The sequence below is a fragment of the Pedobacter foliorum genome (assembly GCF_013266735.1).
Lineage (GTDB): Bacteria > Bacteroidota > Bacteroidia > Sphingobacteriales > Sphingobacteriaceae > Pedobacter > Pedobacter foliorum.
The window spans coordinates 757,636-780,208 of the sequence record NZ_JABSNU010000001.1; the positions used below are offsets into that span (position 1 = coordinate 757,636).

Consider the following 22,573-nt stretch of genomic DNA (forward strand, 5'->3'; position numbering starts at 1 on the left):
ATGACGGAATGCTAGTACCGACCTTGCTTTGTAGTTTAGATAACAACATCATTGAATACTTATCTCCTAAAGCACTAAAGAAAGCTTGGATCAAAAAGGGATTACCATTGTTGTATGCACAACTCAAAAACTTCAAAGTAAAAAATAGTTAGGCTAGCAACAATTATCTGTAACAGAGTCTGGATGGAATCGGATTATGATCAAAGTACTAGGTTGCATTATCCATTGGAGTTCCTATTTTCTGTTGATCCTACAGCTGAAAAAAATAGATTTATCTTTTTTAAAAAAGAATGTCCAATTTTACTTGTTGGGTTGTCACTGTTTGATATCACATTAAAAATTAAAGGAATATGAATGAATTTTTATTGATTTTCAGAAGAGATTTCACCAATAAGGAAGCACAGCCATCTCCTGAGGAATTGCAACATTCGATTAAAGCCTGGCAAAACTGGTTCGGCGGGATTGCGGCGCAGAATAAACTGGCAAGACCTTTACAGCGTTGGGATATTGCCGGTCAAGTGGTAAAATCAGATAAGCAAGTGATCAACGGTCCCTTTGTGGAGATCAAGGAATCTATCGGAGGTTTGATCATTGTCAGGGCAGAAAACTATGAAGAAGCTGTTGAAATTGCACAGAACTGCCCGATCCTGGAGCTAGGTGGAAATGTAGAGGTACGGATGGCTACAGAGCCTGAAGGTTAAATTCCGGTGATGACATCTTTGCATTCGAGTGTAAACGCATTTTAGAGGTACATATGGAGCAACATGAATTGATCCCAAACCTATTCAGGAACGAGTACCGAAAAATTGTTTGCGTACTTTGCCGTTTGTTTGGTATCGCTCACGTGGAAACAGCTGAGGATATTGTGAGTGATACTTTTCTTGCAGCTACGGAGATCTGGAGTGCAAGGGGAGTGCCGGAAAATCCAACTGCCTGGTTGTATACCGTCGCAAAGAACAAAACCAAAAATTACCTAAAGCGGGATAGTTTGTTCCAGCAGAAGCTATCTCCTGAGCTTCAGTATCAAGCAGAAAAAATGGAGGAATTTGAGCTGGATCTGTCCATCAAAAATATAGGAGATAGCCAGCTGGCCATGATCTTTACCATATGTAATCCCCAGATATCTACTGAATCTCAGGTCGCGCTGGCGCTGAATCTGCTTTGCGGCTTTGGCATTCAGGAAATTGCCGATGCTTACCTAACCAATAAGGAAGTCATTTATAAAAGACTTAAGCGCGCAAAGGACCGGCTGAAAGCAGTAAATATGAAGATTGAACAGCCAGGTTTAACGGAGATCAGCTTACGCATGGATACAGTACTGACCACCTTGTATCTCCTGTTTTCTGAAGGCTATTATTCTACTGCACAAAATACGACACTCCGAAAGGATTTCTGCGCGGAAGCAATGCGTTTGGTCTACCTATTGGCGGATCAGGAAACGACAAATCTTCCAGAAGTAAATGCTTTGCTTTCCCTGATGTGCTTTCATGTTTCCCGCTTTGATACCCGTGCGACCCCAGAGGGAGAGGCCATTTTGTATGGTGATCAGGATGAAAGTCTATGGAATCAGGAATTGATAGCGCAGGGTAAATATTACCTGGGTTTATCCGCCAGTGGCAGTCGGCTGACCAAGTATCATTTGGAAGCCGGCATTGCCTATTGGCATACACATAAGGCAGACACCACTGAAAAATGGCAACAAATTCTTCAGCTTTACAACAACTTGCTGGTACTTGAATATTCGCCAATTGTGGCCTTAAACAGAATGTTTGCACTGGCCAAAGTCGAGGGGAAAGTAACAGCTATTGCTGAAGCAGAAAAATTGAAACTGACCGGAAATCATTTTTACTATTCGCTGTTGGGTAACTTGTATACAGATGTCGATGATGCACTTGCTTTACAGCATTACAAGCAGGCACTGCTACTGGCAAGTTCGGATGCTGATCAGCTAATCATCAGCAGACACATCCGGCATCTGAATGGCTAATCTTTATCCGATTTGTCCATCAAATTGTCCAGACTCCATTTGTAAGAAGGTAAAGAAGCAAGTAGCAAGGCACCGGCACTGGCACTGAATACAGAATAGTTTAACGGCGCTTTCAGGCCAAGGACCAGGGTCATCATAAGCCCGAAGGACAACAACAATATAAAGCTTCCGATCGCAGTTGTCTTTGTTTTATAACCAACAATCAACAGCAGGCCAAACAGCGCTTCAGCTACTGTCGCGGTAATGCCCATAATATCGGAAAGCTGTTTTGGGAAAAATGGGAGCAGGGTATGGGTGTACTGCTGAAAAGACGCCCAATTGCCCCAGGCAATATTTGCCTGTCCTGCCATACCCAGCCATCCAATTCTGTCCAGGACAGCAGAAAGGAAGGCAAGTCCTAATGCGATACGCAGGAATAGTTGTGCTGCATTGCTGTATTTTTTCATGGGTTAAGCTTGCTTTTGTATGATGGATTCAATGTACTCAAAAACTTTTGTTAAATGCGAAAGGCCGCCTGTTTTCTGGTCAGACGACCTTTAGACATAGAAAGATTGTAATGCCTACTTATCTTAAGTTACCCGGTTTGCGGATCCACTCTCCATAGGTTTGTTTGCCGGTACGAGGCTGATCTCCCGGAACAAGGGACTGGTCATTGATTTCTGCACCAAAATATGGGGCATGAACGTCTGAGATCACTTGCCTGATGTCGTTTTTAAGGTCTAAATATTGCCTGACGATTGCATCAAGACCGATTTTTTCAGGACCGGCCACTTCTGTTGATCCGTTTAATGGAGATCCGGTGGTGACCTCTGCCAATGCCGAAACTACATCTTCAGCTGCAATAGGCTGGAACAATGCCGGCGAAACGTGGACCTGATCTCCCTGGGTTCCTGCCTGGGCAATACCACCTACAAACTCAAAGAATTGTGTAGCATGCAAAATAGAAAAAGGAATTCCGGATTCCTGAATCAGTTTCTCCTGTGCAAGTTTGGCCAGAAAATAGGTGTTGGCGTTCGGACGGTCGGTACCCACAACTGATAGGGCAACATGGTGTTTCACACCAGCTATTTTTTCTGCCGCAATCAGATTTCTTCCAGAAGTTTCGAAGAAATCAAATACTGCTTTTTGTTCAAATGATGGAGAGTTGGCTACATCGACCACCACATCTGCCCCAGTTAATGCTGCAGCGAGACCCTCTCCGGTAACGGCATTTACCCCGGTAGCCGGGGAAGCGGCCAATACTTCATGTCCAGCCTCGCTTAAAGTTTTCACCAGTTTTGTTCCAATGAGGCCAGTGCCTCCCATTACGACAATTTTCATATGTTAATGCTTAAATTTTGATTGTTTTATAGCAGTAACAATCGATGTTTTAAAATTGGACAGATTCAGTTGTTTTTATTTCTCCTTTGTTAATACCTGCGATTTACAGCAAAAATGACCGCTTAATCCAAGATCGAACTGTCGCAAATAAAAGAAAAGCATTAATGCCAAACCCAAGAGTTTCCATTACACTACCCAAGTGGCGCGCCATTCTCTATCCTTTACTCAAATGGGAGCGCCAGCTAATCATTCTGAAATGATACCACCTGCAATTGTTTGCAGATGGATCATTTAATTTGGTTTAAATTTGCAGGATGTATCTGAAACAAAATCTAATTGTAGATCGGGAGATAAAGGATTCCTTTCAGGTTTCCCTCCTTGTTAATTCCGGTTTTGATGAAACCCAGTTTATCAGTGTAACTTATAACCGGATATTCATTCTTCACAAGGCAAATAAGTCAAAAAATATCTAGGATTTATCAAAACACTAACTTTTCATCCGTTAATTTGATTACTAATATTTTTAGTTTAAATTTGAATTCCTACTAAAAATCAAGGTAACCTTAATGGATTTCAATGCATTGCCATTTCCGGAAAAAATTGCTCCTGTAGTTACTGCTTCGGAAATCCAGCCATTGAGGTCTTACGGGGAAACGCCCTGGCACCGGGACTGGAAAATGGCTTTTCCAACTTCGTTCCGGGAGGTCTGCTTTTGGGATGAAGCGAGCCAGCAGCAACATCGCGCCGATGTGCATACACCCTGCGGTACCACACTTGAATTTCAGAATTCGCCGATCAGCATCCAAGAACTGGAAAGCCGGGAAACTTTCTATCCTAAACTGGTGTGGGTACTGAATGGTAAGAAATTTAAGGGCTTCAGGATTTTGAAGCATTTGCCTGATGTGGATGATCCCCGGCTATCGGACTTTGAGTTTTGCCACAGTGATCATCTTTCTATGATCAGACGCTCAGAGCTGTTACATGGAGCAAGGCGTCCGAAAATACTAAACTTTTACCATCCCGAACTAAAGAAAATACCGCTCACCAGTTACTATTACTCCTTTTGCTGGAAACATCCGCATCAGGTATGGTACCAGTCAAAATGCCCCATTATTGTCGATCTTGGTGGGCATTTTCTTTATCAGCTCAAACAAAGGCAACAGCTATCAGGAAACTATCCCTACCTGCATATGATTCCGCGAAAGGAATTTATTGAAAAGTATAGGGCTTAAGAGGAAACAAGTTCATTCCAACTTCCATCAAAGTAATAATTAAGCAGGAGCTTACCATTGTTGCCTGCCTGGGGAGATCACCATCAGCAGCAAGAAACTCAAGATCGGCATCCTTTAATTGAAAAGTATAGTGGCGACTTCGACATCAGTGTTTTTAAAGATGAACACCGGGTAGCGCTTTCATCCATTACAAAAGCGAAAATTTAAAGGACACTCGTCGGCTTCTAAATGCCGTTCATTCTGAGGAGGGCTGATCAGGTAAAACCATCCCTTCAGCACGCAAGCAAGTTTTTGACTGAACCGCAATTATTCCTACAGGTTGAGTATTTTAAGCCTGATAGCACCTTTTAAACCATTGTAGAATTTACCCGGCAATTTTTCAAAAATAGGATCCCCTGGTGAAATGACAGCAAACAGGGGCATGCATTACAAGCCTGCTTTTCCCCGACAAATATCCTGTCAATTGGCATAATAAATCCAACAAGAAAATAACCTAAAACAATAAATATTTTCTAACACATCCATTCCTTCAAAAAATAGTAGGGAGGGCACATTTATCTAAACTAAAAGTTTATCAAAAATAATTCATTACACTATATTTGAATCAATTAATAAAATTACATAAAGCTTTAAATGAGCTATATTTTACCCTGTTTTTTTAGTGAAACCCTCAAAATACTAGGTGTATTTTTGGGGTTAATTTAAAGGAAATACATCACCCAGACAACATGACGCCTTTGTCTATACCCCACAACATTGTCATTGAAAATGTTAAATCAGTTTGAAAAATTTTAGTTTCTTTTTTGAATTGCACCCAGGACAAAAATATTAAACCGACATTTTTTTTAGACTATTGTTATCAATTCCAGTATTTAGATTAGGTTAGTAAAATCCTCATTTCAAACCTTCATGCCAGGTCCAAATCCTTATTATTTTTCTTGTTCCTTTTTGCCTGGCAACCGGGGACTACACACCCAGAGTCAGCAACCGCAATTTGCTATGCACTTTCCCACTATCTATTTATGCGCAGTGAAATTCGGGGATAAGCAACTCTGATGCTTCATCACCCTGGCTTTACCCGATATGTTTTGCCTGCAAACCAAAGGGTCTCATTCTGAAATTTGACACCTAAATACTGAGCACAGGTAGACCTTAAATCACTTCATAGAAAAATAGAGACCAATGACCAATAGTAGCTGGCTACAAATCACCATCAAAAGCCTCTTTATACCACTGATTTTGGAAGGGGTGAATAGATATACCGCTAAAGAAAAAAAATAGATAAGCAAAGCCAAAACTGCGACTATTAGAAGATTAGGGCCTTCAGGATCATCGAAAAAGAAAAACAACATTCTGGAACAGAACAAGGCCACTACCGCTAATATGATTAACGAAGTCTTTTTCGATTTAAAATACAGATTTGAGGTGCTACTGCTCATTTCTATGAAAATAAGCATTTTTCACCCTAAAATAAGCTAGAGGGATAAATCATTACCGACAAACCAGCAAATCCTTTACTTAAGTTTCAACCGAAGATACCGCCCAAAACAAATCATAGGTCACAAAATAATACTAATTTCCATTCACAGCTCCCAGTGTTTATCTTTGCAAAGAGATGATAAAACAGCACATTGAGGAAATCTTCGGGAACATTGATATTTATTTATTTGACCAACTGGCCAAAGGCACCTATGACAACTGTAAAACTGTTTTAGATGCTGGATGCGGAACGGGAAGAAACCTGCTTTACTTTTTAAAAAGTGGCGCAAATGTATTCGGTGTAGATAAAAACCCTGAAGCTGTTGCACAGCTTAAAAACTTTGCCAGTGCCTTTCCCCATATCAATATCGAAGAAAACTTCAAAGTAGCACCGGTAGAAAAAATGCCTTTTGAAAATGAAAGTTTTGATCTGGTCATTAGCTCCGCGGTCCTACATTTTGCAGAGAACCAAGAGCATTTTGATGCCATGTTAAGCTCCATGTGGAATGCCTTAAAACCCGGAGGATACTTTTTCTGCCGCCTCGCCTCAGAAATCGGAATCGAAACTTCTGTCAGGTTTATTGGGAATGGCCGATACATCCTTCCTGACGGATCAGAAAGATTCCTGGTCAACCAAGAAATGCTCCAGCGGCTCACCAAACGACTTGACGGACACATTTACGAACCCATCAAAACCACCAACGTACAAAACATCAGAGCCATGACTACCTGGTGCGTGCGAAAATAGAATGAAAGCCTTATCAAATGTTACCCATTTAATGTTGTTTTTTAACAAAAACTATAGTAGACAAAGAATGCCAGGAAAAGCCATTTTTATTTTACTGAAGTAGACCAAGAGTTAATCTTTAAGTAATTTGAGGGCAAATGCAAGGATGGCACATAGAAAAACAAACATTTATAGCCTTAAAATCAACAAATGAAGTCACTTTCCTTTTCCCCTTGAGTTAGTTTTGAAGCATTAATTTAACCAAATATGCAAAAAACACACACACTTCTTTCTTGTCTCATCGTTCTGCTGTTTCTATTTTCAAACACCAGCGCACAAGTGACTTTAAAAAATCCTATTCTTCCTGGATTTTATCCGGATCCGGCAATATGTAGGGTTGGAACGGATTATTACATGGTAACCTCGACTTTTGTCTATTTCCCAGGAATCCCGGTATTTCACAGTAAAGACCTTAAAAACTGGAAGCAGATTACAAGTGCGATTGACAGGCCTTCACAAATGGATTTTATGGGGGAACAGATCTCCAGAGGCTTGTTTGCACCGGCAATAAATTATTATAAAGGGACTTTTTATATTACTTGTACAAATATTGATAAGGGTGGTAACTTCATCATCACCGCAAAAAATCCTGCGGGTCCCTGGAGTGACCCGATTTATCTAAAAGAGGTGAAAGGTATAGATCCCTCTTTATATTTCGAAGATGATAAGGTCTTTATCATATACAACAGTGATCCTCCTGATTACAAGTCATTGTATAGCGGACACAGAACCGTAAAGATATACGAACTGGATCTGGCTACTCTGAAACCCATAGGCACTGAAAAAATGCTGGTAAATGGGGGTGTGGATATTAGTAAAAAACCAGTTTGGATCGAAGCGCCACATATCTATAAAAGAAACGGATACTATTATTTAATGGCTGCTGAAGGAGGAACAAGTGTTAACCATTCAGAGGTGATTTTCAGAAGTAAAGACGTCCGCGGACCTTTTATACCCTATGAAAAGAATCCTATTTTGACTCAAAGGCAGCTGGATCCTAAACGAAAAAACCCGATATCCTCAGTCGGCCATGCAGACTTGGTAGATGGACCTGATGGGAATACGTATGCAGTTTTTTTAGGAGTTCGCCCATATGAAGGAGATTTTTATAATACTGGCCGGGAAGTATTTATTGCACCTGTTAAATGGATAAATGATTGGCCAGTTATAAATCCTGATCATGTAGAAGTACAATATGAGTATAAAGTAAACTGGAAAGAAGTGAAACCAGACAATCAACTGCCTATTACGGGGAATTTCGATTTCAAGGCTCCATTTAAAGATAGCCTCAGTACAGCCTTTTTATTTCTGCGTACCCACAATCCCTCATGGTATAATTTTAAAGACAATAAAGACGCACTTACCATTAAGCTTCTTCCGCAAACAATTTTGGAAAAAGGAAATCCTGCTTTTATTGGAAGAAGGCAGCAGCACCTGTTGAGTTCAGCCTCAACAGAGATGAGCTTTTCTACCACAAAGGCGAATGAGAAGGCAGGCATGGTTATTTTTCAAAACGAAAATCACTTTTATTTTATGTGCAAATCATATGATAAAGGAAAAGATGTAATTCAATTGTTTAAAGGCAATCCGGCTACTGATAAAATGGATTTGTTAAAACAGGTTGAATTGCCGTCTACTCAAAAAAACTTGTACTTTAAAATTAGTTCCGAAGGTGATGCTTATTCGTTTTGGTATGCTTTACAAGAAAACAACTGGAAACCCTTAGCCGATAAAATTGATGGAAAGTATTTAAGTACACTGGTCGCAAAGGGCTTTGTTGGGGCATTGTACGGTATGTATGCTACCTCTGAAGGGCAATCGACCGATAACAAGGCTGTTTACAAATGGTTTGGCTATAGCGGGAATGACAGCACTTACGAAAAGTAGCCATTTATTTGAACATAAAATATACTGAAAGTGATCTGGCAGCATTTCTGGCAGATCACAAAAAAGCCTCGGCGTTATTTCAATAGCCATTTGGAACATTCTGACTGGCACCTACACTTTAAGCAACATGAAACCATATAGATTAAAAGCTGAAAAATTTAGATTGATCCTCTTTGTATTGGGGATTTTAATAAGTTGCAAGACACAAGGCCAAAACCCATCGGGTATTAAAGGGCTTAAAGAATATTATAAAGATTACTTTCCTATTGGTGTTGCAGTGAACAACAGAACTTTAAAAGGTGAGGAGGCTCAACTTCTTTTAAAGGAATTTAATAGCATTACCCCCGAAAATGCCATGAAAATGGAAAGCATACATCCTCGGGAGGATGTATATTTCTGGCGTGATGCAGATTCGATGGTTAACTTTGCTCAAAATCACCAAATAAAGATTAGGGGACATAATTTATGCTGGCATGAACAGGTTCCCGATTGGATGTTCAAAGATAAAAATGGTCAGCTGGTTACAAAAGAAGTTCTTCTTAAGCGGTTGGAAGATCACATCACCACCGTTGTAAAAAGGTATAAGGGAAAGATTTATGCCTGGGATGTGGTAAATGAAGTAATAGGTGATGCTGATGATGAGTTTATAAGGAACTCTTTATGGTACAAAATCTGTGGTGAAGAGTTTATTGCAAAGGCATTTGAGTATGCTCATGCTGCTGATCCCGATGCGCTACTTTTTTACAATGACTATAATACAGAGCGGCCAGTGAAACGTGATAAAGTTTATCGCCTCCTCAAAAAGCTCATTGCGCAAAAGGTTCCGATCCACGGGGTAGGGCTACAAGCCCACTGGTCGGTTTTTGAGCCATCCGAGAAGGAATTACGTGAGGCTATTGAGTTGTACTCTTCCTTAGGCTTACAAATACATTTTACGGAACTGGATATGTCAATTTATCCATGGGAAAAGAATAAAAGACAAAAAAGAGCAGGAGAAGCCGACGAGTTAACACCGGCGCTTGAACAAAAGCAAATTGACCAGTACACGAATATTTTCCGAATCTTTAGGGAATATAAGAAGCACATTTCAAGTGTTACTTTCTGGAATGTTTCAGACCGGTACACCTGGTTAGATAATTATCCGGTTCCTGGGAGGAAGAATTACCCTTTATTATTTGATCAGAACTTACACCGTAAAAAGGCTTATTGGGGAGTTGTAAACTTCAAATGATTTGGCTTCCGGTGAACTGATTTAAACTTTTGTAGCTAAAAAATAAACATTTGTTGCTACCGTATGCCTAATTTGTAGTTACTTTCGTTATTGAAAACCAAATATATCACTTGTAACTGTTTCGGCTGAAGGCAAACATCAATCGGAATCATAATGTTTGACAGCCATTTGATTTGAAATTTTCTGAATTTTGGCTGTTCGGTATACACATTTAAGTAACTTTAGGTAACCATAGACCATGTTGAATAGGGCCATATTTAAAAGATTTTGTTGTTGTTTCTTCTTTTTTGTTTTGACAGGCGCTTTAGGATATGCGCAACAGCAAAAAGTGAACTTTACCGCTTTGAAAACTAAAGATGGACTCTCTTCCAATATGATCAACGCCATTTTAAAAGACAAGTACGGCTTAATGTGGTTTGCAACCGAAGATGGACTGAATAAATTTGATGGCACCAATTTCATCGTTTACAAATATAAATCTGACGATCCCTCTGGATTACAGGCCAATGACGTTCGTGCATTACATGAAGACAAGGCGGGTAATCTATGGATCGGAAGCTCCGGAGGATCTCTGAGTTTATATGACCGGAAGAAGAATTCCTTTATTACTTTTCCTGCGGGGAGTCCCGAAGGCCTGAGTCAGGACAATGTGCGTGCAATCCGCAGCGATTATACGGGTAAAGTATGGGTCGCGACCTATGGTGGTCTAGATGTACTAGATCCAGAAACAAAAAAAATCACAAAGTTATCTGTTAATGGCGGCTCCAGGGGGTCAGCGCCACCTATTGTGCTAAACTGTCTTTATGAGGACAGCAAACATAGAATGTGGGTCGGGTCTGATAATGGGCTCTATTTATACGAAAGACAAACAAACTCATTCCAGTATTTTAAAAGCAATCCATCGGATCCTTCAAGTCTGAGTGATAATTATGTTTCGTCAATCACTGAAGACCCTTCCGGTAATTTATGGTTTGCGACAAGAAATGGGCTTAGTTTTTTACCTCCGGGTGGGAAAGGATTTAAACATTTCAGACATGACCGTACAGATCCAAATACATTAACCAATAATATTGTACTGAGTGTTGCAGCAAACAATACGGGGCAGCTGTGGGTTGGGACTGATGATGGCTTAAGTGTTCTTGATATTAAAAGAGGAACCTTTAAAAGTTACAATGCAGATCCAAGGGATATATACAGTTTGACAGGGAGATCTATAAGCTGCATTTATATAGATAACCAAGGCATTTACTGGTTGGGGCCTTACCGCGGAGGGGTGAATAAATACGATACCAATCTGAATCTTTTTCAACTAAAGCAGAGTAATATTTTCAACCGAAATGGATTAAATGCCTCTATTGTAACTTCGTTTGCCGAGTATAAAGATGACGATATCTTTGTTGGGACCGATGGCGGGGGACTTAATGTTTTCAATCGTAAAACAGAATTATTTAAGCGGTTTGATTTCCCTTTAGCAAATGGGGCCAACCTGAGTAACATTTCGATCATGAACATGGAATTAACCAGGTCTAAGCAATTGTATCTTGCAACTTATGCCAGCGGCCTGGTGGTGATGGATGTAAAATCCGGTAAATTTCGGCAAATCACTTCCCGTAATCGTCCGGATGCGCTAAATTCAAATGATATATTTTGTGTCAAAGAAGATAGAAAAGGCAAAATATGGGTGGGCACCAATGGAGGAGGTGTGGATGTTTTAGGAGCCAATGATGAAGTGCTTGTGAAATACTGTAAAAATCCTAAGGCAGCAAATGAACATGATTATCCTGGCAACAACTTTATCCGGTTTATTGAAGAAGACAATGCAGGCAGGATCTGGATTGGATCCTATGGCTCAGGAATTGCCGTCTTTAATCCTGACAGCAACAATTTCGCCATTCATAATAAAGCAAACAGTAAACTGCCCAATGACCTTACATTGTCTATTCTAAAGGACCGTATGGGAAACATATGGGTCGGAACATTCAGTGGTGGCTTAAGCTTATTCGATCGTAAAACGAATCAGTTTATCACTTTTTCTGAAAAAAATGGCCTGAATAATGGGACTGTCTATGCAATCGTTGAAGATAAGCAAGGACGAATATGGGTCAGCACAAATAAAGGAATCAGTAGTTTTGACCGTAAAACGAATAAATTCACCAATTACACCATTTACAATGGAGTTCAGAATAACAATTTTGTACTTGGTGCCGGTTTCATTTCGGCTGATGGGGAGATTTATTTTGGGGGCGCTGACGGCTTTAATTATTTTAATCCTCAGTATTTTAAGAAAAACAGAAATGTGCCATCAGTTCTTTTTACGGATCTTAAAGTGTCCAATATTTCAATTATAGCCTCGCCGGACGGCCCTATAAAGGAACATATTTCAGTTGTGAAGGATATCTATTTAGATTATAAACAAAATTTTACGCTGAGCTATGTGAGTTTAAACTACACTGCGCCTGAGCAGAACAGGTATTTGTACCGTTTAGAAGGTTTTGATAACGAATGGATTGATGGTGGGACTTCAAAATCTGCCTCGTATACGAACCTTGATCCAGGTGATTATGTATTTCATGTGAAAGCCAGTAACAATGACGGGCTTTGGAATGCTGGGGAAACCTCCATAAAAATACATGTCATGCCTCCATTTTGGCGTACCGCATATGCCTATGTCTTGTATGTGAGTGTTGTTTTGGGCACACTCCTTTATATCCGACACAGAGGGATTCAAAAACTGAAGATGGAATTTGCTGTGATTCAGGAAAAAATGAATGCACAACAGCTGATAGAACAGGAGCGTAAAGAGGGGGAACGATTACGCGAGCTGGACAAGCTGAAAATTAAGTTTCTCACGAACCTGAGCCATGAGTTCCGTACACCGCTTTCACTAATTATCGGGCCTATTGACAGGCTACTGACGGAAAATAGAAGTGCGGAAATTGCCGCCCCTTTAAATATGATCAAGCGAAATACAAGACGCTTACTAAACCTGGTTAATCAGATCTTAGATTTCCGGAAAATGGCAGACCAGGAATTAAGGTTAAATCTCTCAGAGGGAGATATCGTTTCCTTTATCAAAGACGTTTTGGCATCCTTTGAAGATCTTAGCGAAAGGAAGCAGATCCAGCTTGTATTTAAGAGCCAACTGAATTGTTTTTATACCTCTTTTGATGAGGATAAAATAGAGCGTGTATTGTTTAACCTGCTGTCTAATGCATTTAAATTTACGCCTGTTGGAGGTACGATATCCCTGGAATTAGAGAAAAGTGCGCTTCACATTGAAGCTAAGGAATCTTTATTGATGATCAGGATTTCGGATACGGGTATTGGCATCTCGGAAGAAAACCGGGAAAGAATATTTGACCGCTTTTATCAGGTTGACACGAGTGCCTCTGTTTTGAATCAGGGCAGTGGGATCGGCTTGTCTATTGCCAAGGAATTCATCAAAATGCACGGAGGAACTATAGTTGTTCAAAGTGAGCCAGGGATTGGAAGTAGTTTTATGATCAACCTTCCGTTTTCCGCAAGTACCACAGTGGATGAATCCATACTGGATTTTTCAGGATCCTTTAAAACGGAAATCCCGCAGGAGGCAGTTGTGAGTCTAGAAGAGACCTCAAGCGGTATGGAAATCCCTTCTGTTTTATTGGTGGAAGACAATGAGGATTTCAGGCTTTATCTTAAAGATAGTTTGAAGAGATTCTATAAGATCTATGAGGCCTGCAATGGTCAGGAAGGATGGCAAAAGGCCCTGGCGCACCACCCTCAAATTATCGTGAGCGATATCAATATGCCTTACATGAATGGAATTGAGTTATGTTATAAAGTAAAGTCTGATAAAAGGACCAATCATATCCCGATCCTATTGCTAACTGCTTTAACCGGCGAAGAAGAACAGATCAGGGGACTGGAAACAGGTGCTAATGATTACCTGACCAAGCCGTTCAATTTTGAAATCCTGAATGCCAAAATTAAAAACCTGCTGGCATTGAATAAAACGCTCAAAGATACTTATACCAAACAGATCAAGGTTCAGACACCGGAAATCGTCATAGAATCCCATAGCGATAAGTTATTGAATAAAGTGATCCTGTATATTGAGGAAAACCTGAATAACCCTAAACTTTCTGTTGAAGATCTGAGTAAGCATGTTGGAATGAGCAGGGGATCTTTGTACCATAAAATCTTAGAATTGACCGGTCAATCGCCTGTAGAATACATAAGATCAGTTAAATTGGATAAAGCGACTGTCTTACTTGAAAAGAGCGATTTCAACGTTTCTCAGATTGCTTATATGGTTGGCTTTGCAACCCCAAATTATTTTGCAAAGTCCTTTAAAGCTAAATTCAATATGCAGCCGACTGAATTTATACATTTAAAGCGGAAGGTGGATGTTGCTTTGGTTGGAGAAATCAAACATTAGAACATTTCTTCTACAATAATATTCAAAACTTCCCGGTAAAAGGAGCTCCATTACCTAGTTTTATACCTCGCTAGCGTGGATATTTTGTAGGAGTCAGAAGATGCACAGTTGATTTAAAAGCAATAATGATTATCATGATGAACAATAGTAATGTTTCAGGATTCCGTTTATCCGTATTGACCGTAAAAAGAACAGGTGTCTTTTTTATAATGCTTTTGTTAGGCCTCAGCAAAAGCTATGCACAAGATGAGAATTTTCATATCTACCTATGTTTCGGACAATCCAATATGGAAGGTCATGCGAAGTTTGAAGGCCAGGATACCCTAAATGTAAGTGATCGTTTCCAAGTACTACAAGCTGTGGATTGCCCTGAGCTTGATAGAGTAAAAGGAAAATGGTACAATGCGGTGCCGCCGTTAACCAGATGCAACACCGGATTAAGCCCGGCTGACTATTTTGGAAGAACAATGGTCGGCAATCTTCCGAAGAATGTAAAAGTGGGTGTCATTAATGTCGCAGTCGGTGGCTGCAAAATTGAATTGTTTGATAAGGAGAATTGCAAAACCTACATTGCCAGTGCTCCTGGATGGATGACAGGAATGATCAATGAATATGGAGGGAATCCTTATGAACGCTTGGTTGAGCTAGCGAAAATCGCCCAGAAAGACGGTGTAATTAAGGGCATATTGTTACATCAGGGTGAATCCAACACAGGTGATAGCTTATGGGTGGAGAAGGTTAAAGCGGTTTACATCAATTTACTGAAAGATCTGAACCTTAAAGCAAATTCAGTACCCATACTTGCCGGAGAACTGGTACACGCAGATCAGGGAGGAATTTGCGCGGGTATGAATGGTATTATCGGACAACTTCCCAATGTGATTTCGAACGCATATGTCATCTCTTCTAAAGGATGTACTGCCGGAGCAGATAAATTGCATTTTGATGCTGCAGGATATCGGGAACTTGGTAAGCGGTATGCCAGCAAAATCCTATCATTATCAGGGGAAGGTACCAAAAGAAAATGACCTGAACCGTTCCTCAAAACAAACCTTTAATATAACCAAATATGATTAAATTGAATAAACGTTTCAATGTCAGCCAGTCCTTGCTTGTTGCTGCGCTGTCTTTGTGCTGTATGCCCGTTTTTTCACAAAAGATTGTGGCACCTGCCGCTCCGGGTTTTGACCTTGTTGATGTTGCCATACCACATGGGAAAATAGATACGGTCAGTTACTATTCCAAAACCGTAGGTAACATCAGAAAGGCGATTACCTATACCCCTCCAGGGTATTCAAAAAGTAAAAAATACCCGGTTTTATATTTGTTACATGGGATTGGCGGGGATGAAAAGGAGTGGCTAAACGGTGGCACCCCACAGGTGATTCTGGACAACCTTTATGCGGCAGGTAAGCTGGAGCCTATGATTGTGGTAATGCCCAACGGACGGGCTATGAAAGATGACCGCCCAATTGGCAATATCATGTCAAAAGATAAGATTGAGGCATTTTCAACTTTTGAAAGAGACCTGCTAAGCGACCTGATTCCCTTTGTTGAAAAGAAGTACCGTGTGTATAAAGACAGGGAGCACCGTGCAATTGCCGGACTATCTATGGGTGGTGGGCAATCGCTAAATTTTGGTTTAGGTAATCTGGACAAGTTTGCATGGGTAGGCGGTTTTTCCTCAGCCCCGAATACAAGAGCACCTAAAGATCTATTACCAGATCCTGCAAAAGCAAAAAAAATGCTCAAACTGTTATTTATATCCTGTGGTGCAAGTGATAACTTAATCATCAACAGTAAGCGTACTCATGACTACCTTGCGCAAAATAATGTGCCGCACGTCTATTTTATTGAACCTGGATTCCATGATTTTAAAGTTTGGAAAAATGGATTGTATATGTTTTCTCAGCTGCTGTTCAAACCGGTAGATACCGCTTCTTTTTCTAAATATGCGGTTACAGGAATGCCTGCCTCAACTAATATTGGTTCGAACAAGTATCCTCAGATTCTACCTGACCACAGGGTAGTTTTCAAACTTCATGCACCGGAGGCCACAAAGGTCCAGGTAGATTTAGGTAAAAAGTATGATATGATAAAGGATGAATCCGGGAACTGGAATGTCACTACAGATTCTGTCGGAGCGGGATTTCACTATTATTCGCTAATTGTCGACGGCCTGCCTGTAGCTGATCCTTCAAGCGAAACTTACTATGGCATGGGCAGGATGGCCAGCGGTATAGAAATCCCTTTCACATCAGGAGCTTATTACAGTTTGAAAGATGTGCCGCACGGCGATGTCCGTATTAAGAAGTATTTTTCAAAAGTAACCGGTTCATGGCGCCAGCTGTACGTATATACACCGCCTGATTATGATGCGCAGATCAATGAGAAATATCCGGTACTCTATATACTTCATGGCGGCGGTGAAGATGAAACAGGCTGGGCAAACCAGGGAAGAGGAGATCTGATCCTGGACAACCTCATTGCAGCCCAAAAAGCAAAGCCCATGATTATGGTAATGCCTGATGCTAATGTTGGGGGATTAGTTTTTGCTGAGGATGGATTAAAAAAATTCGAATCTGAGCTCAAGGAGGTGATCATACCAATGGTAGAGAAGAATTATCGCACAAAAAATGATGCATCTGGCCGCGCTTTAGCAGGATTATCGATGGGAGGGATGCATACCCTTTACACGGGAATAAAAAACACCGAAATGTTTGCCTATTTGGGTGTGTTCAGTTCAGGTTGGATTGTTCCACGCCAGAATAGTATAGCTGAGGCGCAGTACACATTTATAAAAAGCAACAAGGATAAAATAAATACCAATCTTAAACAGCTTTGGATTGCTATGGGAGGCAAAGAAGATATCGCATATACCAATTGCCAGCTGATGCTTGAGAAATTTAAGGACTTAAATGTTAACTATGCTTATGAAGAATATCCTGGCGGCCACAGCTGGCCGGTATGGAGAAATAACCTTTACAAGTTTGCGTCATTATTGTTTATGTAATTCCCTTTACACTATCTCATGCTGAGTTTTCTAAGAAATCTGAATCTGTATGCCCTTGGTAGTCCGATGAATAAATTTTTAATTGCCGGACTGTTCTTTTGTGGAGAAATAAAAGCCCAGGAAAAGCTCTATCCAAATACCTTCCCCCTGGGGCAGGTAACCTTACTGGAAGGGCCTTTTAGTAGGGCAAGAGACCTTAATGTTCATGTGTTACTGGCCTATGATGTGGATCGGTTGCTGGCTCCGTATCTTAAAGAAGCCGGATTAAAACCAAAGAAAACCAGCTATAAGAACTGGGAAGGCTTAGATGGGCATATTGCGGGACACTATTTGACTGCTTTAGCACTCAACTATGCTTCTACCCGGGACCCTGAATGTAAGCGCAGGATGGATTATATGGTGGCTGAATTAAAAGCCTGCCAACAGCATGTTTCTGCTGTCCAACCAGACTGGGCTAAGGGGTATGTTGGTGGAGTACCAGGGAGCAGCCAAATATGGTCTGGTTTGAAAAGAGGTGATTTTAAAGCTTATCGCAACGCCTGGGTTCCCTGGTATAATGTGCATAAGATGTTTGCGGGTTTGCGGGATGCCTGGGCATATGGCGGGAATCAGGATGCTAAAGAGGTCTTTTTAAAATTCTGCGACTGGGCAATTGATCTTACTTCCGGCTTATCTGAAGGTCAAATGCAAGCCATGCTCGATACCGAGCATGGAGGTATGAATGAAGAACTGGCAGATGCTTATGAAATTACCGGCGACCAGAAGTACCTGATCGCTGCAAAGCGGTTTTCGCATCAGCAGCTGCTGAAACCAATGTCGGAACAGGTTGATAACCTGGATAACAAGCATGCCAATACCCAGGTACCGAAAGTTGTTGGCTTTCAGCGTATCGCTGAACTTAGCCATGATGTTGAATATGAAAAATCCGGTAGCTTCTTTTGGGAAACGGTTACAAACCACCGGACACTTGCATTTGGCGGAAACAGCAGGAGGGAGTTTTTCCCGACTGCGGCCGCCGGCTCAGATTTTATAAATGATGTGGAAGGCCCGGAATCATGTAATACCTATAACATGTTGAAACTGACACAGGGCTTGTTCAGAGCGGAACCTTTAGCAAAGTATGCTGACTTTTACGAAAAGGCTTTGTACAACCACATCTTATCTACCCAACACCCGGAGCATGGTGGGTACGTTTATTTTACCCCGGCAAGGCCCAGACATTATCGTGTATATTCTGCTCCTAACGAAGCCATGTGGTGCTGTGTGGGTAGCGGAATGGAGAACCATGGGAAATACAACGAGTTTATTTATACCCATCGTAAAGATTCATTGTATCTGAACCTTTTTATCGCCTCAGAACTAAACTGGAAAGATAAAAGGATAAAATTAAAACAGGAAACGGCCTTTCCTGACCAGGAGAAAACTAAACTTAGCATCATTGAGGGAGCTGCCAAATTTACCCTGATGCTGAGATATCCATCCTGGATGAAGGAAGGTGCCATGCAAATATTGGTAAATGGTAAAACGATAAAATATAAAAAAGGTCCCTCATCTTATGTTGCTATCGAAAGAAACTGGAAAAAAGGCGATGTCATTAAAGTGACTTTGCCAATGCAAACAACAATTGAACGAATGCCAAATGTTTCGGAGTACGTGGCCATTATGCACGGACCGATATTACTTGCTGCGAAAACTAAAACGGAGGCATTAGCCGGACTCATCGCAGATGATAGTCGTTGGGGGCATATTGCTGCTGGACAAAAATTGCCTCTGGATAAAGCCCCTATAATTATTGAGGAGAATTTTCGGACAATTTCTAAAAAGATCAAAGCAGTAAAGGATCATCCGATGACGTTTTCCTTTGCAAATGAAAAGATCATAAATCCAGAGAGACTTGTATTGGAACCTTTTTATCGTATCCATGATTCGCGATACATGATGTATTGGATGACCTTGACGCCAGTACAATATGTTACTTACCTGGATTCGGTTGCAGGAAAAGAAAGGGAAAAACTGGCACTTGAAAAACGGACAGTAGATTTTGTGGCGCCAGGCGAACAACAACCAGAGATAGATCACGCCATGCAGATTGAAAATTCCCGTACAGGTTCTTCTGCCAATGAATTCTGGCGAGAGGCTTTTGATGGCGGTTATTTTAGTTATCAGTTGTCAACGCGTGACCTTGATTCCTTGTCACTGCATATTCGATATCAATCTACAGGTATGGCGGGGAGACAGTTCGAAATTTATATTGATGACCAGAAGTTTAAAGCAGTCGATCATACAGCGGGTTTTAAGAAGTCTGGTTTCTACAATGAAGCGTATCCTATTCCTGCAGCTATGTTAAAAGGAAAACAGCAGGTAAGGGTGAAATTTCTGGCCTTACCAGGAAAAACTACCGACCCGGTTTACCATGTCAGGTTAGTCTCCCGAAAGTAAGTTAGTAAAGGGCTGTCCAATTGCGACACATCGGCATTACCTTACTGATTCAACAGGAAATTTGAACATTTTTAGCTGTATAATGAAGATAAGTTCCCTTGTTAGCAGTTGACAAGTTTTAATATTGCCTGTAGCTATAATATAGATTCATAGCGCTAACCAAATAGTAGATTAAGTATAATGGGAATTAAAATGCGTTTCAGTTTTTTTTTATTATTCCCTTTCAAGGGATTTAAGCCTGAGCTGGTATGTTTTATTGGCGGCTTATTTTTTTTGTCAGGGATTTCAACAGGTTCTTTAAAAGCCCAGGAGCAGGGCGCTTCAAAATTAAAGCTCTGGTATGAGCAACCCTCGGGGAAAACCTGGGAAAATGCATTACCTATCGGAAATGGAATGCTTGGCGCCATGGTTTATGGTAATGTGGAAAAGGAAACATTAAAACTAAATGAACATACCCTATGGAGTGGTGGCCCCAATCGAAATGATGTTCCAGAGACATTCGATTCTTTAAATAAAATTCGCCAGTTAATTTTTGAGGGTAAACATAAGGAGGCGGAAGACTTATCCAACAAAGTGATGTTCGGCAAAAAATCTTCAGGCCAGATGTTTCAGCCAGCGGGGAACCTCCATCTGGAATTCACAGGACACGAAGCCTATAAGAATTATTATAGGGAGTTGGATATTGAAAAAGCCATCGCTACGACATCCTATACGATTGGAGATGTTACCTATACCAGGACAGCATTTGCCTCATTTGGTGATCGCGTTGTGGTCATGCGGTTGACGGCGAATAAACCTTCGCAAATTTCCTTCAGGGCTTCTTACACCTCGCCGCACAAAAATGCTGCTATCAACGTGACACCTGAGAAGGACCTGTCAATTCAGGGTTTGACAAGCGACCATGAAGGGGTTAAGGGCATGGTAAAATACGAGGTGATCAGCCGGTTTAAAAGTGAGGGAGGATTGGTCACCACGACTGATAGCACCGTTAGTATTAAAGGAGCCAATGCGGTTACGATATACCTATCTATTGCGACCAACTTTAACAACTATAAAGACGTTAGTGGGGATGCACATAAAAGAGCACTTGAATATCTTGATAAAGCAAGCTTAAAATCATTCCCTTCAGTATTAGGTGCACATATCAGTGCTTACCAAAAATATTTTAACCGTGTTCGCCTGGATTTGGGTACCACAGCATCTGTAGAATTGCCTACAGATAAGAGATTAATGAATTTTAGAAACGTCTCAGATCCTCAATTTGTGACATTGTATTATCAGTTCGGTCGTTATTTATTGATCAGCTCATCACAGCCTGGTGGTCAGCCGGCTAATTTACAAGGCATCTGGAATGACAAGTTAAATCCACCCTGGGATAGCAAATACACCATTAACATCAATGCGCAAATGAATTACTGGCCCGCTGAGCCTACAAATTTATCGGAGTTACATGAACCATTCTTAAGGATGGTAAAGGAAATGTCTGAAACAGGCACAGAAACCGCTAAATCTATGTATGGTGCAAGGGGTTGGGTGGCACACCATAACACGGACATATGGCGCATAACAGGCCCCGTTGATGGTGCCCTCTGGGGCATTTGGAATGGAGGTGGAGGATGGTCCAGCCAACATTTATGGCAGCATTATTTATACAATGGAAGCAAAAGTTATTTGACAAGTGTATATCCCATATTGAAGGGGGCAGCTGTTTTTTATAAAGATTTTTTAGTAGAACATCCAAAATACAAATGGTTAGTGGTTAATCCAGGGACTTCACCGGAGAATGCACCGCAAGCACATGGCGGATCTTCTCTGGATGCAGGAACAACCATGGATAACCAGATTGTTTTTGACACATTTACCTCCACCATAAACGCGGCAAGGATTCTAAATAAAGACCCGGAGTTTATAGACAGTTTAGTGCAGATGCGCAAACGGTTACCACCCATGCACATTGGCAAATACGGACAATTGCAGGAGTGGCTTGATGATGTTGACAGTCCTGAGGATAAACATCGACACATCTCTCATCTTTATGGCTTATTCCCATCTAATCAGATCTCAGCATACCGCACACCTAAATTGTATGCAGCGGCTAAAAACACCCTGCTCCAACGGGGGGATGTATCAACCGGATGGAGTATGGGCTGGAAAATCAACTGGTGGGCGAGAATGCAGGATGGCAATCATGCCTATAAGCTGATTCAGAATCAACTTAGCCCTCTAGGAGTGAATCCTGGTGGAGGCGGCACCTATAACAATTTGTTTGATGCACATCCTCCATTTCAAATCGACGGCAATTTTGGTTGTACCGCCGGCATTACAGAAATGTTGATGCAAAGTGCGGATGGAGCATTGCATTTACTTCCTGCGATTCCTGATCAGTGGAAAAAGAAGGGGAGCATTAGTGGTTTGAGGGCAAGGGGAGGTTTCGAAGTAGTTACGATGGAATGGGCAGATGGAAAAGTGATTAAAGCCATCATCAAATCTACCATTGGTGGAAATCTCCGCCTGAGGGTTCCTCATCCGATGAAAATGAATGTGGCTGGTTTGAAGAAAGCGATAGGAGAAAATCCGAATCCATTTTATGCGCTGGAAAAAACTCCGGAGGCGATCGTCTCTGAAAAGGCTGACTTAACGATGCCAGTGCTCAACAAGACATTTCTTTATGATATCGTTACCCAACCTGATCAACTGTATACACTGATCCTAAATTAACCAACCAGAAATGAATCAATGGATCTGGTAAAAGTTGTTCTCAATAAGTAGTGATTTACC

The 22,573-nt window shown here is 41.0% G+C and carries 13 protein-coding genes; 11 read left to right on the forward strand and 2 right to left on the reverse strand.

Translation table 11 applies throughout. The annotated features are described in order from the left end of the window. Positions 1-365: 365 nt before the first annotated feature. Together HQN83_RS03500 and HQN83_RS03505 are read left to right on the forward strand one after the other, a co-directional pair. Positions 366-701: a YciI family protein gene (locus HQN83_RS03500; protein ID WP_246254218.1), complete on the forward strand. Its 336-nt coding sequence runs from the start codon at positions 366-368 to the stop codon at positions 699-701. 53 nt (positions 702-754) lie between these two features. After that, on the forward strand, positions 755-1,987 hold the full coding sequence (locus HQN83_RS03505; RefSeq protein WP_173088612.1) for an RNA polymerase sigma factor: 1,233 nt from the start codon (positions 755-757) through the stop codon (positions 1,985-1,987). Here the strand turns inward: HQN83_RS03505 and HQN83_RS03510 are convergent. After that, a complete protein-coding gene (locus HQN83_RS03510) occupies positions 1,984-2,433 on the reverse strand; it encodes a DoxX family protein (protein ID WP_173088614.1) in 450 nt (149 codons plus the stop codon). The two genes, HQN83_RS03505 and HQN83_RS03510, sit on opposite strands and share 4 nt — an antisense overlap. A 118-nt stretch (positions 2,434-2,551) precedes the next feature. After that, positions 2,552-3,307: an SDR family oxidoreductase gene (locus HQN83_RS03515; protein ID WP_173088616.1), complete on the reverse strand. Its 756-nt coding sequence runs from the start codon at positions 3,305-3,307 to the stop codon at positions 2,552-2,554. 566 nt (positions 3,308-3,873) lie between these two features. Between HQN83_RS03515 and HQN83_RS03520 the strand changes: the two genes are divergently transcribed. The 9 genes from HQN83_RS03520 to HQN83_RS03560 all read left to right on the forward strand — a co-directional run bounded on the left by HQN83_RS03520 (position 3,874) and on the right by HQN83_RS03560 (position 22,513). Continuing rightward, positions 3,874-4,539, forward strand: coding sequence for a competence protein CoiA family protein (locus tag HQN83_RS03520; RefSeq protein ID WP_173088618.1), 666 nt, complete (start codon positions 3,874-3,876; stop codon positions 4,537-4,539). Between the two features lie 1,615 nt (positions 4,540-6,154). After that, positions 6,155-6,766 carry a class I SAM-dependent methyltransferase gene (locus HQN83_RS03525; protein ID WP_173088620.1) on the forward strand — a complete coding sequence of 204 codons (612 nt, stop codon included), beginning with the start codon at positions 6,155-6,157 and terminating at the stop codon, positions 6,764-6,766. Positions 6,767-7,012: 246 nt separating this feature from the next. After that, a complete protein-coding gene (locus tag HQN83_RS03530) occupies positions 7,013-8,692 on the forward strand; it encodes a glycoside hydrolase family 43 protein (protein WP_173088622.1) in 1,680 nt (559 codons plus the stop codon). A gap of 127 nt (positions 8,693-8,819) precedes the next feature. Next, on the forward strand, positions 8,820-9,923 hold the full coding sequence (locus HQN83_RS03535) for an endo-1,4-beta-xylanase (RefSeq protein ID WP_173088624.1): 1,104 nt from the start codon (positions 8,820-8,822) through the stop codon (positions 9,921-9,923). A 343-nt stretch (positions 9,924-10,266) separates the two neighbouring features. Next, a complete protein-coding gene (locus HQN83_RS25210) occupies positions 10,267-14,343 on the forward strand; it encodes a hybrid sensor histidine kinase/response regulator transcription factor (RefSeq protein WP_217277299.1) in 4,077 nt (1,358 codons plus the stop codon). A gap of 134 nt (positions 14,344-14,477) precedes the next feature. Next, a complete protein-coding gene (locus HQN83_RS03545) occupies positions 14,478-15,371 on the forward strand; it encodes a sialate O-acetylesterase (RefSeq protein ID WP_246254221.1) in 894 nt (297 codons plus the stop codon). A 41-nt stretch (positions 15,372-15,412) separates the two neighbouring features. Beyond that, positions 15,413-17,356, forward strand: coding sequence for an alpha/beta hydrolase-fold protein (locus HQN83_RS03550; protein WP_246254224.1), 1,944 nt, complete (start codon positions 15,413-15,415; stop codon positions 17,354-17,356). Positions 17,357-17,374: 18 nt separating this feature from the next. Continuing rightward, entirely contained in the window at positions 17,375-19,795 is a 2,421-nt protein-coding gene (locus HQN83_RS03555) for a glycoside hydrolase family 127 protein (RefSeq protein ID WP_217277300.1), read from the forward strand. A 192-nt stretch (positions 19,796-19,987) separates the two neighbouring features. Further along, positions 19,988-22,513: a glycoside hydrolase family 95 protein gene (locus tag HQN83_RS03560; protein WP_173088626.1), complete on the forward strand. Its 2,526-nt coding sequence runs from the start codon at positions 19,988-19,990 to the stop codon at positions 22,511-22,513. Positions 22,514-22,573 lie beyond the last annotated feature (60 nt).

What these genes read in the sequence shown, in the direction of transcription:
- HQN83_RS03550 (WP_246254224.1), top strand. Translation starts at nt 15,413, where the DNA reads ATGATTAAATTGAATAAACGTTTCAATGTCAGCCAGTCCTTGCTTGTT.
- HQN83_RS03555 (WP_217277300.1), top strand. Translation starts at nt 17,375, where the DNA reads ATGCTGAGTTTTCTAAGAAATCTGAATCTGTATGCCCTTGGTAGTCCG.
- HQN83_RS03530 (WP_173088622.1), top strand. Translation starts at nt 7,013, where the DNA reads ATGCAAAAAACACACACACTTCTTTCTTGTCTCATCGTTCTGCTGTTT.
- HQN83_RS03520 (WP_173088618.1), top strand. Translation starts at nt 3,874, where the DNA reads ATGGATTTCAATGCATTGCCATTTCCGGAAAAAATTGCTCCTGTAGTT.
- HQN83_RS03510 (WP_173088614.1), bottom strand. Translation starts at nt 2,433, where the DNA reads ATGAAAAAATACAGCAATGCAGCACAACTATTCCTGCGTATCGCATTA.
- HQN83_RS03535 (WP_173088624.1), top strand. Translation starts at nt 8,820, where the DNA reads ATGAAACCATATAGATTAAAAGCTGAAAAATTTAGATTGATCCTCTTT.
- HQN83_RS03545 (WP_246254221.1), top strand. Translation starts at nt 14,478, where the DNA reads ATGATGAACAATAGTAATGTTTCAGGATTCCGTTTATCCGTATTGACC.
- HQN83_RS03505 (WP_173088612.1), top strand. Translation starts at nt 755, where the DNA reads ATGGAGCAACATGAATTGATCCCAAACCTATTCAGGAACGAGTACCGA.
- HQN83_RS03515 (WP_173088616.1), bottom strand. Translation starts at nt 3,307, where the DNA reads ATGAAAATTGTCGTAATGGGAGGCACTGGCCTCATTGGAACAAAACTG.
- HQN83_RS03560 (WP_173088626.1), top strand. Translation starts at nt 19,988, where the DNA reads ATGCGTTTCAGTTTTTTTTTATTATTCCCTTTCAAGGGATTTAAGCCT.
- HQN83_RS03525 (WP_173088620.1), top strand. Translation starts at nt 6,155, where the DNA reads ATGATAAAACAGCACATTGAGGAAATCTTCGGGAACATTGATATTTAT.